At 53.5% G+C, this 15,495-nt stretch carries 12 protein-coding genes and 1 tRNA gene; 7 read left to right on the forward strand and 6 right to left on the reverse strand.

Features of this window, described 5'->3' with window-relative positions; genetic code table 11:
* Positions 1-491 precede the first annotated feature (491 nt).
* The 5 genes from L9059_RS05805 to L9059_RS05825 are packed head-to-tail and all read left to right on the forward strand — an operon-like array spanning position 492 to position 8,064.
* Positions 492-1,859 (forward strand): tyrosine-type recombinase/integrase, encoded by a 1,368-nt coding sequence (locus L9059_RS05805; RefSeq protein ID WP_247289105.1) that lies wholly within the window; start codon positions 492-494, stop codon positions 1,857-1,859.
* Positions 1,859-5,224, forward strand: coding sequence for a site-specific integrase (locus L9059_RS05810; protein WP_247289109.1), 3,366 nt, complete (start codon positions 1,859-1,861; stop codon positions 5,222-5,224). Before L9059_RS05805 ends, L9059_RS05810 begins: the two co-directional genes overlap by 1 nt.
* Complete coding sequence (locus L9059_RS05815) at positions 5,221-5,847, forward strand: hypothetical protein (RefSeq protein WP_247289110.1); 627 nt, start codon at positions 5,221-5,223, stop codon at positions 5,845-5,847. The genes L9059_RS05810 and L9059_RS05815 overlap by 4 nt, the downstream gene beginning before the upstream one ends.
* Complete coding sequence (locus tag L9059_RS05820; protein ID WP_247289111.1) at positions 5,834-6,211, forward strand: hypothetical protein; 378 nt, start codon at positions 5,834-5,836, stop codon at positions 6,209-6,211. The genes L9059_RS05815 and L9059_RS05820 overlap by 14 nt, the downstream gene beginning before the upstream one ends.
* The gene (locus L9059_RS05825; RefSeq protein WP_247289112.1) at positions 6,211-8,064 is read left to right on the forward strand and encodes a hypothetical protein; all 1,854 of its coding nucleotides are present in this window, start codon (positions 6,211-6,213) and stop codon (positions 8,062-8,064) included. The genes L9059_RS05820 and L9059_RS05825 overlap by 1 nt, the downstream gene beginning before the upstream one ends.
* Positions 8,065-8,587: 523 nt before the next feature.
* On the opposite strand, the gene L9059_RS05830 is transcribed toward L9059_RS05825, so the two are convergent.
* The 5 genes from L9059_RS05830 to L9059_RS05850 form a co-directional block, all read right to left on the reverse strand.
* Positions 8,588-8,661: transfer RNA gene (locus L9059_RS05830), tRNA-Gly, on the reverse strand.
* Between the two features lie 263 nt (positions 8,662-8,924).
* The gene (locus tag L9059_RS05835; protein ID WP_247289114.1) at positions 8,925-9,809 is read right to left on the reverse strand and encodes an alpha/beta fold hydrolase; all 885 of its coding nucleotides are present in this window, start codon (positions 9,807-9,809) and stop codon (positions 8,925-8,927) included.
* 314 nt (positions 9,810-10,123) lie between these two features.
* Positions 10,124-10,816: a 16S rRNA pseudouridine(516) synthase gene (locus L9059_RS05840; protein WP_247289116.1), complete on the reverse strand. Its 693-nt coding sequence runs from the start codon at positions 10,814-10,816 to the stop codon at positions 10,124-10,126.
* A 33-nt stretch (positions 10,817-10,849) separates the two neighbouring features.
* On the reverse strand, positions 10,850-11,068 hold the full coding sequence (locus L9059_RS05845) for a cysteine-rich CWC family protein (protein WP_247289118.1): 219 nt from the start codon (positions 11,066-11,068) through the stop codon (positions 10,850-10,852).
* Entirely contained in the window at positions 11,061-12,560 is a 1,500-nt protein-coding gene (locus L9059_RS05850) for a sensor domain-containing diguanylate cyclase (protein ID WP_247289120.1), read from the reverse strand. The genes L9059_RS05845 and L9059_RS05850 overlap by 8 nt, the downstream gene beginning before the upstream one ends.
* A 398-nt stretch (positions 12,561-12,958) precedes the next feature.
* Between L9059_RS05850 and L9059_RS05855 the strand changes: the two genes are divergently transcribed.
* Positions 12,959-13,396 (forward strand): hypothetical protein, encoded by a 438-nt coding sequence (locus L9059_RS05855; protein WP_247289122.1) that lies wholly within the window; start codon positions 12,959-12,961, stop codon positions 13,394-13,396.
* Positions 13,397-13,523: 127 nt separating this feature from the next.
* Here L9059_RS05855 and L9059_RS05860 read toward each other — a convergent pair whose 3' ends face one another.
* Entirely contained in the window at positions 13,524-14,636 is a 1,113-nt protein-coding gene (locus L9059_RS05860; protein WP_247289123.1) for an enoyl-CoA hydratase/isomerase family protein, read from the reverse strand.
* A 132-nt stretch (positions 14,637-14,768) separates the two neighbouring features.
* On the opposite strand from L9059_RS05860, the gene ung reads away from it, so the two are divergent.
* On the forward strand, positions 14,769-15,461 hold the full coding sequence (gene ung, locus L9059_RS05865; RefSeq protein ID WP_046029483.1) for a uracil-DNA glycosylase: 693 nt from the start codon (positions 14,769-14,771) through the stop codon (positions 15,459-15,461).
* The last annotated feature ends 34 nt before the right edge of the window (positions 15,462-15,495 follow it).

A 15,495-nucleotide genomic window follows, 5' to 3' on the forward strand; every position in this document is an offset into this window, starting at 1 on the left:
GACTCCCGGAAATGGGGCTGGGGAGGTGGCGTGTCAGGTCATGCGCAACAGTGTGGAGGGTGTTTCCCTAAGGCGTGACCGGCTGTTTCGGAACAGGATAAACGGTCACGTTTAGCGAAATGGTCGGTCACAGCTCTTCGCCCCAGCGTACCGCCCCGTCCGCTTCAACAAACAGCCACACCCCCAAGCCAAAGCCTCTCGACCCAAGCCGACGAAGCCAATCGACAGGCAACGTAAACCAGACCTTCAAAAAAGACATAGTTACAACGTATAATAAATTTCTCAAAGCATACTCCTTGTGTAATAGGTTGTCAATATATGTTTAATGTTTCGCTTCTTCGCCACTCCCCGCATGCGCCTCACCTTCCCTCATGCCTCGGCAGCCCGATCTCCCTGCTGGCCACTGAGGATCGTCTCCCACGAAAGTCTAGCGATAGGCCGCGTACGTCTAAGGAAGCAACTGCCCACCAAGTCAAACGGGGAGTTAGCCTGTGAAAAACGTGCGCCTGATCGACCGAGGCATCCCACGCCTGTATGAGATTGCAACGGGCCGACCTGTTGACGTGTTCAACACCTACTCGGATCTGTTGTTCAACAGCCTGTACCAATCAAGCGGCGCCAGTACTCCCCACCTGTACTGTCCCGATGTGGCACATTTCTTAGACTACTGCTACGAAACCGGCGTCTTAGGGGATCGGTGCCTTACCCCTAAGGCAGCAAACATAACCATCTGTCAGTATCAGAATTATCTGACCGAGGCCGAAAACAGCAAAGACTTCATCGTCAGACGCGCTGCAAAAGCACTCAATCGCAAACCAGTAAGCAAGGTCGCCGCCGCCCGATATATAGCAGCGGTCAATCATTTTTTGCATGCCAGCACCACGCTGATCCATGACACGGCGTCGTTTACGAGCATCCTTTTCGGAGGAAAACCAGTTCCGCTACTCACTCTCCCCGCTGTAAAACCAAGAAGACGGAGCCAGTCAGAACGGGGCAAAATCCTCGAAAACACTCTTCAGTACGGCGCGCGCAGATCTGATTTTGCATTCGCTCCTGGGGGGATCCCAAGCCCCAAGTTAGAACGAGATGACTCAACGCGAGACTTCCCTACACGTCATATCCTGAGCCTACTTCGCAGTGCACCAAGTGCGCTATACCGCTGCCTGTGGGCACTGCAGGCAGGCGGCGGCTTAAGGATTTCTGAAGCATTTCTCATCAAGTTAACCGACATTCATCGCAAGAACAGGACTATTCAAATTGAAGATCCGGATAACCAGCGTGACCCATCCAAGAAGAGAGATGGATCAGCGCTTCCGTTCAAGGGGCGTCAGACCACCTCCGTCATCATGTTCGAGCCTTACAAGAGCATTTTTTTTGAGGCCCTAGACCAATACCGAGCGGAACGTCCAGCATCTTCATCCGACTTTTTATTCGTGTCAGAAAAGCCTGGGAGTTATGGAGAACCAATCATACTCTCGGAAAAGTTTAACAGCGTGACCAAGGCCTACAACGAGACGCTTAAAAACATCCAAAGATCGTTTGGCATGACGATGGACGGTATCAAGCTCTTTACTTCTCATAGTCTTCGTCATTTCTATGGAAACTGGGCCCGCAACTGCGTCCATATTCCTGGGCGTAGCCGTATTGGGCTTGAACTCTCCGAGATTCAACTTTTAATGGGTCATAAGGACATTAAGTCGACTGAGCGCTATGCGCGTCTTGATGCAATGAATATAGCTGCTGAAATTGCCGCAGCCAACCAACTCGTTCATTGCTGGAGTTCCAGCTATAGCGCAGATCTGGTCAGAGGGCAAACGTACGCTAGACTCGCTGACGAACTCATGGCGAGGGCTGCTTGATGATCAATACTTCAGAGAAAATCATCTGGACAGACACGGGAAATGTAAGCAGATCGATTGATATATTAAGAAACCTTGAATCTATCACGGCAATCAACGCGCAATATAACGGCGGGCCCGTAGACGAAATTCATAGTCACCAATTTCGTTCGCGTATTGCCCTTTGCATTCTGGCACAGAAAACGAACATTGAACTCTTCAATTTTGACACCCTAGATGTCCTTTACACCATCACGACCACACCCAGCACGTCTATTTATTACCTGAAGAGTCTATATAAGAAAGTCACTGGACTCACTCCGAACTACATCGCCGATATCGAAGGCCTTAAAGCGCCTCTTCGGGCGATGTTTGCGATTCTTTGGTCTGAAGGCGCTCTAACACTGCCATTCTCTTTTAGGACTGACGGAGCTTGGCAAAAATATCCTGAGCTCAAAGAAAAAACCCAAGGATTTGTGTACAGCCTCACGAAGGACGCACCATCTTTATCTAAATCTGCTCGCTCTTTCCAGTATCGAACCAACTGGCATGGCCTAAAAGATATTTTATTCCAAGAACTCTGGGAGGTAGCGCCAAAGGTAATTGACGCGCAAACAGATATCAAAAAGTCAGGAGCGGGAGGAAATCTAGAGTTCAGCTATTTAAGTTTCGTAAAGCTCATTTCTGAAACTTTTCCGCAAGTTGTATCAGCCGATCAATGCTTTCATCTTGAAAAGTACCATCAACACTTGCAGCAAAAGTCTCGGAGCTTTACTGCACTTGAAAATCGTCAAGATTTCGAATCTTTCAGGGAAATGTGGGGCGCCAACTCTGAGGCTTGGCTAGAAATGACGCCCAAAGAGCGCGAGCGCCTCAGGGCTCAGAAGCGAACCCACGAAAACCATGCTCGGCAAACTCTACTGCGAAAGGAAGAAGCGATAGAGGCCCGAAAAGTTCTTCATGCCGAAGCAGATGATTTGAGCCCAGAAGCGCTAGCGGTACTTACCCGGAAATCCGTGGTGCGGGTCGCAAAAAACTTCTCTTGGTTAGCTAACGGAGCGTACATCGGGCTAGAGCATATTGACATCGAAACCCTTTCGGGCCACTGGCGAGCAGCCATCCTGCTTTTTGATAGTTATCTCGACAAAAAGGAAGTTGGGGCGCGAACAAGAGCGCAATACGGCGTCCATGTGGCGCTCCTTATGGATTATCTTTTTTGTTATCTTCCCCTTTGGCGAGAGGCTAATGAAAACTCACTGATTGAGATTCCTCGATTCCTGACGGATTTTTACCGAACAATATATTGGAACAATAAATTCGTTGTAGACCTGTCGAGTTCTGAAAGCAACACGCCCCAGAATGAGTTGAGCAAGATAAAAAACATGCCCCTGACCGCTCTGGATTTTTATCTTACGTGCTACAGCCAAAAAACGATCGCAGCATTTATATCCAGCATCCACCTATTTTTCGACGTTGCAATGTTTTCGGGGCGAGATATTTATATCGATGGCGAACCGCTCATCGATGACATGCTCGTCAACCCAGTTTCCCCTAGGCTCGACTCGCCTGGAAGTGGAGCCAGAACAAAAACAGATAAAGTTGTGCTTCCGCTAGCTTCGGTACCCATCGCAAAAGAATACATGTTAGCTATTGACCTGATCGGACGAGAGATCCGAGACAAAATCTTGTGCGGAACAATCCCAAGAATAGTTCAAGAGAAAATCAAGAGTTCGGATTGGATCGAACTCCAAGATGTCGATATTGTGTATACCATCAAGCTAATAAATCCCAATACGGGAGATATTGTGAAAGAAATAAAGCTTGATCGAATTGTAAATGCGTATGCTTGGCACCAAGGTAAATATTCGGATAACGGTAATATTTTATGGATGCCTTGGCTCTCCAGCATTCGGATGTTGACTGTGGCGATGTATGGAGGATTGCGACTTCAGAATTGTCAATGGTTGGATATACGAAGCTTTGACAAATTTTACGACGCATCAAGTTGCGTCCTTGGATATAACGTCTTATATGTAAATACAGACAAAAATGGCAATTCTAGGCCTGTCACTCTTTCATCAGAAGTCTTCAATTGCTTGCTCGACGAACGTCGCTTTCAAAACTCTTGGTCACACAAGCCGGTCGGCCCCGTCTATTACGAAAATAACAAGAAAGATAAAAATTACGGAGAAATATATCCTTTGTTCAGGAGCCCTTTTAACAAATCAGGACTTCCATTTTCTGATACCTATTACGCCGATAAGTGGGTGGAAATACTCATTGGCATACAATCCATTTACAATTCAATCGTTCCAAGCGAAAGAGCGCATGAGTTCACAGTGCCTAACTCGCAGGGAAAGTTATTGGCAGTACACACTCCACATGCGCTACGCGCAACATGGATTACGTACATGACAATTTATGGGCATCTACCTTTCGCACTCACTGGGCAACAGGTGGGGCATGCCAATCCCAAGACTACCGTTCATTATACGGCCCCTACTCTCCAGCAAACAGAAGAGCATATAAGAGCAGCCGAAGCCAAAACTCAACAAGCAAGTTGGGATGTACTTTGGGGCGTGCAGCCTTCGATAAAGGCTCAGGGCGACCTGCAAGCCTCTTGGCAGTCTAATATCACTGAAACTGCAAAAGCCCAAGGGTTAATTAGCCTAGCCTCTGCAGTGGTAGAAACAGATCAAATGGGGCTCGACCTCATCAAGGTCAAGAATGTGACAGAGATTGGCTGGTACCAAACCTGCGCATGCATGCTCAACGGAAAATGTTCGAACAATTTGTTGGCGTTCACTAAATCCCCAAAAACATGTGGACTTTGTCCGCATGCGGTATATGGCGTGAGTCACCTCCCAGCCATTAACGCAAAGATGCGCTCGCTTATCGATGAATGTGAAGCATTGCGAGAGAGAATTCCTCTGGTGGCTACTTCACAAGCTGGCTCACAAGACTTACAAGATCTGCATCATCTATTGACAATTCGAAAGCTGGAGTTGGCTGGCTATGAGCAGGCTCGACAAATTCTTAATCAACACATGGAAAGCGAGGAATACAAGACTAAGTATATTTCCCGCTTTGGAGATTTTCGTAATTGTAGCCACGAATTTGATAACAACCATCCTGTTCAACGCTTCCTCGCTAATATTATCGATGGGCGAGAGTATCCCGCTTTTAGCGCCGACAACTATTTAATTCGATTAAAAAAATTCGCATCTTCCCCGCACTTAATGTCTATTGCCCTAGCGAGTCCTGAAGAGAGGGACATTATAGCAAACCAAATTATATTCATGCTGACTAACACAGGCATTACTTTCCAAGAGCTTTCAACTCGAGTGCAGGAAGCTGGAGTCAAAGGCATCGGACTCGCAGCATGAGTGGAGCAAAGACAAACCTAACCACTTCGCAGGAACTGCAGCTTGAGATGACCCTCCAGCGTATGGAATTCACCCTGGCGTCGTGGGTAGAGGAGCGGAAGACTTTCAAAAACATCTCCATGCTGGCCACGAAACTGGGTGAAGCACTGGGATACGATAGGTCTCTTTTTCTGGTGAAACCCAAGACCGGAAAATCTGGAAATCAGGGAAAACATCGGCAAATCCTTGAGAAGTTTGCCACTCAACTAGGTGTCGGATCCAACAAAGTGCCATATGAAGTCCTAGAAAGGCAGCTTCAAGAGGCGAAAGTTAACTTGGCAATGATTGAGGATGCCTATAGGGCAGGCTTGAAAGCAAAGCCTTCCCTGCTTTCGCCTGACAAGCTCATCACGCAGGAACATAACTTCTTTTACGAATTCGAGCAAACTTGTCTAGTACTGCAAAAAATTTTAAATCACCCACTTACCGGATTCGAAATCATTGAGGGGAAACTCTATGACACAGCGCCAATTGTTGGGGAAGACGTCCTCATCTGCGAATCAACACCATGCAAACCTTACCTCGACTGGGAATCAGGCAAAGGAGGTTTTTCTCGAAAGCTTCTCGAAAATGACGGCTTCTAGTGACGAAGCAATCAGGCTGAAAGCCTGGGCGCTATCCGCCGTCGTTGAAGACCGATTTATGGTAATGCGAGCCGGTAACTTGCAGCTGTCGTGGGTTGCGAGTGAGATCGGTATTGATCGCCAGAAGTTATATCCTGGCCGAGGCCCTGGCGACCTTCAAGGCCTGATTTCAATACTTTCGAAGTATGCCAAGTCTAGCGTTCATACATCGACCACCAACAATCGAAAGGTCAATAACGATGTAACAGGGCTCCGTACTGCTTTGGCGATTCAACTTAAAAAAGTGCATGAGCTCAAGGCCGAAGTGTCTCGATTAAAGCTCATGCATGACCTGATCCATTCCGGCAAGCCCTTGGTACTTTGATGAAACATTACCTCGTTCTTTGCGTCCTTCATCGTCTGGATCGACGAACTATCCTTTCTGTAGTGGAGATTATTCGCAGCCGGACAGTGCGCCTCATCATCGACACAGATGAGATAGTCTCTTCTGTCCTGCCGGGCGGTGTCTACGAGATGAGGATCAGTTATCGCACGGGGCGCCCCCAGCTCGTTTACTCGCATCCGGTCGATTACGATACTCAGACAACCCGACTCGCGGTTGATCGGGGCCTGATTGGGTCAGGCCAACACCTACCTGCTGCGATCAAAAAGCTGATCCATCAGCATGCGGGCGCCATTTCCGATTGGATCAACCTCCCAAATGCCACCGACAAGTACGCTCCGATCAATGAGCCTTACGCGTCGCTGCTATGGCATGAGGCGGCCAGCCGTCGACAAGACCAGCAAGTTCTGACCGGGCTCATAGAGGGCGGTTTGAATCAGCATCAGGCCGAGCAATACCTCCAATGCTACGGTGTCGAGGCTCCAGCGAAATTGAAATCCACCCCTCTGTCAGCGCTGCCCTTCGTAAGCCGATCGGCGCCAGTATTGAAGTATCCAGTTAGCATTGTCCCCGAGGCCCCCGTCAGTCCGCTTGAAATGCTGCTTTGGTTACAAGAGCAAGCAGATCGAGGTCGCACCATCTGTGATCGCACCGATGTCCCATCAGAGTTTCAACTGGCGTTAAACACATGCCTTGAGAACCAGTGGATAAAGTCTGACGGGCAAAAAATTCAGCTTGTCTCACATGCACTGCTACAGACCAACCTTCGGGAGGCATTTGAAGCTCTCACCGCAAACTTCTTTCCGACCTACAGCGAATTGGAGGTTGAGTACGCGTACTCACGTCTTGCCGGGCTCCAATCAAGCGGAGCTGTGACTGACCTTTCCCACTCGCTATGGCAACTGGTAAACCAGCGAGTGGTGATGGTGAGCTACAGCGCCACGTCGGAGCTGACAGAGCTCCTGGAGCAATATTCCGGCTTGATTCAAACTCTTCACTGGAGCCCCCCGGAGATAATTACCTATTCAGAACACGTGATCCCGGCTCTGACCCAGAGGCTCCCCCATGAGCAGATCACTGCATTCTACAGGGCGTCTTCACTCCAAGGTAAAACAGGACGCTGCTTCATCGTCGTCGACTTCGAACTTTTCACCCCCAGCGACCTAGTCGTCCTGTTTGAGCGACTTATTGCCGATGATCAACTGATTCTCGTGAGCCACTACGCAATGGCGTCATACGCTCATAGTCGGTCATTCCACACGAGGCAGCTCCAAAACTATTTCCCCACAGTCGCCCTTAATCATGACGGTGAAGCCTTTGAGACCACTGCGGCCAGCCGAGCCCAGATCCAGGAGGCGGTCGGTCAAGGGCATACGATCATCTCGGACGATTTCGATATCATCGCGCAGATCAATTCAAGCCAAAAAGTCTCCGGCCCGCCAAAGCTTGTCACTCCAGATGGTACCTACCACAAGCATCAACCAGTTCTATTCGAACCTGCCGGCCCGCGAGATTTCGACTCGTTCATCGGAGTCATCATTTCAACAACTGACAAAGGTTTGTTGGTGAGCGCTAAAGGAGTGGTCATGCACTTCACCAACGACTTTGTCCGCAACTGCAGGACATCAGCGGCTTATGCAATCGACGTCGCGCAGGCGGCCAAGATCGGTTTGAGTCGCGGCGTTCTGGTCACCATTCGTGATCATGAGGTGGAGAAGTATTTGCGCGATGTCGGCGTTGAGATTCTTCAGCACTATGCTTTGCCGGAGTCTTCCGTACCGGCCAATAGCCCAACGGGGCAGCGCATAACACCATCAGTCGAAGGACACGGATGAGGTTGTCGTGTGGCCCAGTTGGCGTATGTATCTCAATGTCTTCGAATACGCTGCAGGAGCATCCCTTAGCCAGAGTCAGAAAATTGCGGGCTCGATGCAACACCATGACTCAATTAGAAGGCCTTGGATGGAGTCTTACTGGGCGTCAGCTGATCCGGAATCTGACGATGGCCCCGGTACTGAATCGTTTAGCGATCATGTCGGCAGAGCAAAGTCAGAGCTGCGGAAGCTTTACGGTAGGACTCGAACCATGATGGTCTTTGGTCGCGGGCAATTCATGCAGGTCATTCGCTGGGGCGGCTTTACTGGATTGTCGAGGAGGGGAGCATGGTGTTTGTATGGGGGGCTGCTTCACGCTGCCGTTCTCGCTCCTTTACTCACCATGGTGGTCGGTGGCTGGATGGAGATGTTCAGCTGTCATGGTTTGAGGAGGGCTGGTGCGTAGAAGGCGGAGTCGGAGGGGATCTAATTGTTGGAATTGCCCTGTAGGGCGCGGAATACTAGGGGTTGAGGCTGGGAGGGGTGGAGCGGGTAGAGGGAATCGAACCCTCAACTAAAGCTTGGGAAGCTTTCGTTTTGCCACTAAACTATACCCGCATTACGATACTTCTTTACTCACCAAAGCGGGCAGTCCAATAAGAACCCTCGTTATCAGCTTGGGAAGCTGGAGTAATGCCATTATACGACACCCGCTCAGAGCGGCTGACTTTGTACCAGATGTGCGCGTGGAAATGAAGTTTTTTTCTTTAAGCGCAACGCTTTAGTACAGGTGAAATCGGACAAAAGAACCAGGCGGCGGTCAATCACGGGCAAGCCCTGCTCCTACACAGGAGGAGAGGCTTGCTCGCGATGACTCTGTTTCATATTGCCAGTGCATGGTGATCCTGGACGTAGTGGTAACGCGGTCGGCTTTCATGTTGCGCGGGTTTGAGGAAGCCGAGCAGGGCATTACGGCTGTCGCGGCAGGCGGCTTTGTGTTCCATGTCGAGGAAGTGACCGGTCGCCTCCAGGGTGGTGAAGGTGCTGTGCTGCACGTGGTTGGCGAACAGTCGTGCGCCGTCGGCGGCGGTGTATTCGTCCCATTCGCCATTCATGAACAGCACCGGCACCTTGATCTTTTCTGATGCTTTCAGAAAGCACTGGCGATCGCTGTTGAGCAGGTCGCTGATGTGGAAGTGCATCTGTCCGTACTCGTGTTCTGCCAGGCTGCTGACGTGGCGGTAGTTGAAGCGCTTGAACAGCGTCGGCAGGTGTTTGCCGATGGTGCTGTTGACCAGATTGCCGACGCGGTCGCCGTCAAGGCTGCCGAGGTAGTCGATGCCGCGCTCGAGGTAGTCGAGCATGTGCGCGTTGATCTCCGGGGAGAACGAGCTGATCACGGCTTTTTCGATGCGCCGTGGCTGTTGCGCGAGGGCCACCAGGGTGGCGGCGCCGCCCCAGGAGAACGACAGCACGTGTTCGGCGGCGAAGTGGTCGATCAGTTCCAGCAGGATCTGCCCTTCGACTTCCTTGGTCAGCAATTTCTCGTGCAGGTTGTGGGCTTTCGACTTGCCCGCGTAGGGCTGGTCGTAGCAGACCACGTTGAACTGCGGATGCAGGTTTTTCACGGTTTGTGCAAACGACGCAGTCGTGGCCATCGAGCCGTTGACCAAGATGATGGTCTTCTCTGCGGCGTCTGCGCGATAGAACTCCGTGTAAACCCGATACTGACCTTGTATATCCAGCACAGCGATTTCTGGCCTCATGTCATAAGACTCCTGGCAAGCGGGTATGCGCGCAAATGAGATTGCACGAGCTTTGTGACAGGTAGGCATATGCCTGGAATTTTGTGAGGCCCATGTCGATCCGGTACGGCAGGTCGACGGGTATTATTATTGGCGGGCAGTCTGCCGGTTTGAGGCGGAACCTGAGGGTTCACTAATCGGCAAAAAGTTTCTTAGAAGTATGTTGTGACTCGTCAGTCACATTTTGGCTGACGACCTGATTCAAGCAGGGGCGACGGCATCGCGCAAGTGCCAATCGTAAATTGTTCGACAACTTCTGCTCAGCGGTAGGCCGCTTAGATCATTTCGATCTCTTGGGCGGTCAGCGGGCGGTATTCCCCCGGTTTCAGGGAGTCGTCGAGCACCAGGGCACCCATGCGTTCGCGGTGCAGGCGCAGCACCTTGTTATCAAAATAGCCGAACATTCGCTTCACCTGGTGATAACGCCCTTCGACGATGCTCAGCCGTGCCGACCTGGGGCCAAGCACCACCAGATCGGCGGGCAGGGTGGTCAGGTCTTCGAACGCGAAGTACAGGCCCTCGGTGAATTTTTGCGCATATTGCGGCCCGATCAGTTGCTCGGTCTCGACGTAATAGACCTTGGGCAGTTTGGTCTGGGGCTGGGTCAGGCGCCGCGACCAGCTGCCGTCGTTGGTGATCAGCATCAGGCCGGTGGTGTTGAAGTCCAGGCGGCCGGCGATGTGCAGGTCGTCTTTGTCCGGCTCGTGGATCAGGTCGAGAACGGTCGGGTGCTGCGGGTCGCTGGTGGCACTGACGCAGCCAGGCGGTTTGTGCAGCATGTAGTGACGAACGGGCTTGCCCGCCTGCAATATCTCGCTATCGACTTCGACGCGGCTGAACTCGCGCACTTCGGCGTGCGGGTCGCTGATCACTGCGCCATCGATGCGCACGCGTTTTTCCGCCAGCAACAGGCGCACCTGTTTGCGGTTGAAGCACGGCAGGTTGCTGAGGAAACGGTCTACACGCATGACAGGGGATCGGTCAGGAAAAGGCCGCGTATCTTACGTGATCGACCGGGCGCCTGCTTGCAGTTGCGCCTCGACGCCGGCGCAGCGAGGGCACAGGCAGGAGGCGTTGCGCAGCTCGGCGGGCAAGGCTTCGAGTACTGCCGGGTCGATGCTGACGCCGTAGCACCAGCATGCTCGAGCGGCGGTGCGTGGGTCGGCCAGCGTGCAGTCGTTGGACGCGCCGCAGGCCGGGCAGGTATCTGGTTTATTCATAAACGGTGTGAGGACTGCTTGAGTGTGACAGCACGCAGGTGCGGTTGCGGCCGGTTTGCTTGGCCCGATACATCGCATGATCCGCCCGGGACAGCAGCGTGTGCAAGGTGTCGTCGGGTTGTAAGGTGGTGAGGCCGATGCTCACGGTCAGTTTCAGCAAGTGATCGTTATAGGCATAGTCCTGCTGCTCGACGTGCCGGCGGATTTTCTCGGCGATCATCTGGCCGGTTTCACCGTCGGTGTCCTTGAGCAAGACGATGAATTCTTCGCCACCCCAGCGGCAGACGATGTCGGAATGGCGCAGGCAGCTTTCCAGGTCCCGGGCGAAGCCGATCAGCACCTGGTCACCGGCGAGGTGGCCATAGGTGTCGTTCAACGCCTTGAAGTGGTCCAGGTCGAGCAGCAACGCGGTCAACGGCTTCGGCTCACGCTGGGCCTCGTGCATGGCTTGCGCGGCCAGCAGGTCGAAGCCGCGGCGGTTGGGCAGTTCGGTCAGGCTGTCGAGGGTGGCCTGGGCATGGATGCTGGTCTGGTAGCGCTTGATCACGCGGTTCAGCAGGGCCAGCACGATCAGGGTGACCAGCAGGCAGATCAGCAAATTGAGATACAGCGAGTGGCGTATTTCGTTGAGTGCACCGTCCTCGCGCTTGTCGACGAACAGGTACCAATTAAGCTCCGGAATAAACCGCACGTTGAGGAAATGGCCGTGGCCCTGGCCCGAGTATTCATAGGTGCCGCTGTGGGGTTTGGGCAGTTGGCTGACCAGGCTCTTCATGCTTTCGAGTTCGCCCAGGGTCTGTCCGATGTGCGCACCTTGCGGCCCGCCGTCTGCGCCGGTGAGTACCAGGCGGCCGAAGGTGTCGACGAAATATACGCTGCGCTGGTATCGCTGTTGGTAGCGGTCGATCAGCTTGATCACCGCATCGACGGTCAGACCGACGCCTGCTGCGCCGATGAACCGGTTGTCGTAGTCATAGACTTTGTAGTTGATGAAGAAGGTCAGGTTGTCCTTGTTGGCGAGATCCGGATCGACATTGATCTCGTAGGGCTCAGCCATGTCGCGCACACGAAAGTACCAGGCATCGCGGGGCTCCGCGACCTTGATCTGCTTGAGCACACTCTTGGCGTGGTAGTAGGTGAGGCTGGCGTTGGAGACGAAAAACGCGGTGTAGGCGCCGTAGTGCGTCATCACCTCGTTGAGGTAGCGGGTCATCTGCTCGGGGTTCTGTTCGCCGTTCACCACCCAGTCACGCATGAAGGTGTCACGGGACATCATCGAGGAAATCAGGATCGGCCTGACCAGGTCTTTCTGGATTTCCGAATAGACGGTGTCCGATGTCAGCGGTAGCTCGGTGTTGACGATGCTGTCGCGGATCGACGCTCGCGAGGCGTAATAGCTGAGCAAGGACGTGGCAATAAAGCCAGCGCCCAGCAAGGCAATCAGTGTGAGAACCAACGAACGTTGCGAATACAGCGGCGAGCGAAGCGGCATGACAATTCCGTTGGCAATGATCCGGTGCAGAGCATTCTAAAGGCACTGCGGGGAAATAACTTTGGGATTTGTGGGGTGAATTGGCCGGGATCAGGATGGCGGTGGCAGCGAGGACGTCATCGCGGGAAAGCCTTGCTCTTGTAGGCGCTGGCTTGCCAGCGATGAAGTTGATGCGGTGTCTGCTCTGGCCCCATCGCCAGCAAGCCGGCTCCTACAGGGGTTCTTCAGGCAGCACAATGCCGCTAGATGAATAACCTTTCATCGGCGAGATGTTTCAAGTTGTTGCGAGACCGCACCAGATTCCGGAATCGATGTCTGATCTATCGACAGTCACCGAATAATTGACTGTCGCCTGCCAGCGTCGCTGGTATGGCTCACTCGCGGTCCAGGAGGCCGCCATGCTCTCTCGAATAAAACGCCGAATTCTTCTGATTGCTGTATTGGGATTATCACTGGGCGCATGCGTGCCTTATTCCGATGGAGGAGCCAGCTACTACAGTTCCGAGGTCTACACCTCGCCCGCGCCTGCCTATTATTCAGGCGGCAATTACTACTCGGGCGGCGGCGGTTACTACACCCAGCCGCGCAGGTACTACGCACCGCCTGCACGTTATTACCAGCCGACTCCGAGGTATTACTACCAGCCGCGGGTTTATCAACCGGCACCGCGTTATTACCATTCATCACCACGGGCCGATTATCGGGCTCACCAGAGTCAGCGTTGGGACGGACGTAATCGTGGTGGCAACAATGATTATCGCGGCGGCGCACGCAACGGTGGACGAGGCGACCATAATGGCCGGGGCGATCACGATGGCCGGGGTGGTCGTCGGTAATATCACCAGGCAATACATCTGTGGGAGTGAACCTGCTCGCGATCGCGGTGTATCAGATAGCATCAATACCATCTGATACGCCATCGCGAGCAGGTTCGCTCCCACAGAGGGTTCAGTATTCCGGAATTTAATACTCCGACAAATCCGCCAGTGGATGCCGCCCTTCCCAAACCTTCTGGAAATGCGCATCCACCACCGTATCGGGCACGTTGTTGATATCCGGCCAGTGCCAATGCGGTTTCTGGTCTTTGTCGATCAACCGCGCCCGCACCCCTTCACTGAATTCCGGATGACGGCAGCAGTTCAGGCTCAGGGTGTATTCCATCTGGAATACCTCAGCCAGGGACATGTGTCGCGCACGGGCAATCTGTTCCCACACCAAATGCGCGGTCAGCGGCGAGCCTTCACTCATGGTGCGGGCGGCCCGGCTGAGCAACGGGTCGCTGTGGTCGCGCTGTTGGCTGATGGCTTTCCAGGCACAGCGCACATCGCTGACATCCAGCAGCTCGTCGATCTGCTGCCGGCGTGGCAACCATTGCGCTTCGGGCATTTGCGCCAGGGCTTCCTGTTGCAGGGCCTTGAGCAGGCTGTTGAGCTGCATGGCCGTCTGTTCCTGCCAATTGATCTGTAACAGGCCTTCAAGTAGCGCTTCCTGTTGCTCATCAAGCAACAAGCGATCGGCCAGGTCGAGGTCGATCGCATCGCGAGCGTTCATGTGCGCGCCCGTCAGCCCGAGAAACAGGCCGAGCTTGCCCGGCAGTCGCGACAGGAACCAGCTGGCGCCAACGTCCGGGTAAAGGCCGATGCTGATTTCCGGCATCGCCAGGCGGCTACTCGGCGTAACAATACGCAGGCTTGCGCCTTGCAACAGGCCCATGCCACCACCGAGCACGTAACCGTGGCCCCAGCAGATCAGTGGCTTCGGGTAAGTATGCAGGTTGAAATCGAGACGATATTCCGCCGCGAAAAAATGCGCTGCCAGGGGCGGTACTTCGCCTGGGTGCGCGCGACAGGCTTCCACGAGGCTGCGCACCTCGCCACCCGCACAGAACGCCTTGGCGCCATTGCCGCGCAACAGAACGCAGACGATTTGCGGTTCCTTGGCCCAGGCGTCCAGTTGATGGCTCAGCGCATTGATCATCGGCAGGGACAGGGCGTTCAGGGATTTTTCGGCATCCAGGGTGGCCACGCCGATGCGTGCGCCGTCGGTGCCGGTGAGTTCTTCGAAGTGCAGATTCATCGTGACCTCGATCAGGAATTTGAGCGTTCAGTATGATCGCTGTGCAGGAAAGTGCCGGATCTGCGTCAGATCAATTGACAAGCGTGACCGGCCTTCTTAGGGTTCCCCCCATTGTTTTTGCCGGGTGTAATCATGACTGCTGACGACCGTATCAAACTCGAACCGAGCTGGAAGGAAGCACTGCGTGCTGAGTTCGACCAGCCTTACATGGCAGAGTTGCGCAATTTCCTGCAGCAGGAGCGTGCGGCGGGCAAGGAGATTTATCCGCCTGGCCCGATGATTTTCAATGCGCTCAATTCGACGCCGCTCGATAAAGTCAAAGTCGTGATTCTCGGTCAGGATCCGTACCACGGCCCGGGTCAGGCACACGGCCTGTGCTTCTCGGTGCAACCGGGCGTGCCGGCGCCGCCCTCGCTGGTCAACATCTATAAAGAGCTCAAGCGCGATCTGAACATTGATATCCCCAACCACGGCTACTTGCAGAGCTGGGCCGATCAAGGCGTGCTGATGCTCAACACCACCATGACGGTTGAGCGCGCCAATGCCAATGCGCACAAGGACAAGGGCTGGCAGTTTTTCACTGATCGGATCATTGAAGTGGTCAGCCAGCAGCAGCCGCACCTGGTGTTCATGCTGTGGGGCGCCCATGCCCAGAGCAAGCAGAAACTGATTGATGCGACCAAGCACCTGGTACTGACGTCGGTGCATCCTTCACCTTTGTCGGCCTATCGCGGGTTTCTCGGGTGCGGGCATTTCAGCCGGACCAACAAGTTTCTGGAACAGAATGGCGAGACGCCGATCGAGTGGCGGTTGCCGCCGGTTTGATGGGTGGACCGAGTCGACCCCTTCGCGAGCAAGC

The organism is Pseudomonas violetae (assembly GCF_023072615.1).
In the GTDB taxonomy this organism is placed as follows: Bacteria; Pseudomonadota; Gammaproteobacteria; order Pseudomonadales; family Pseudomonadaceae; genus Aquipseudomonas; species Aquipseudomonas violetae.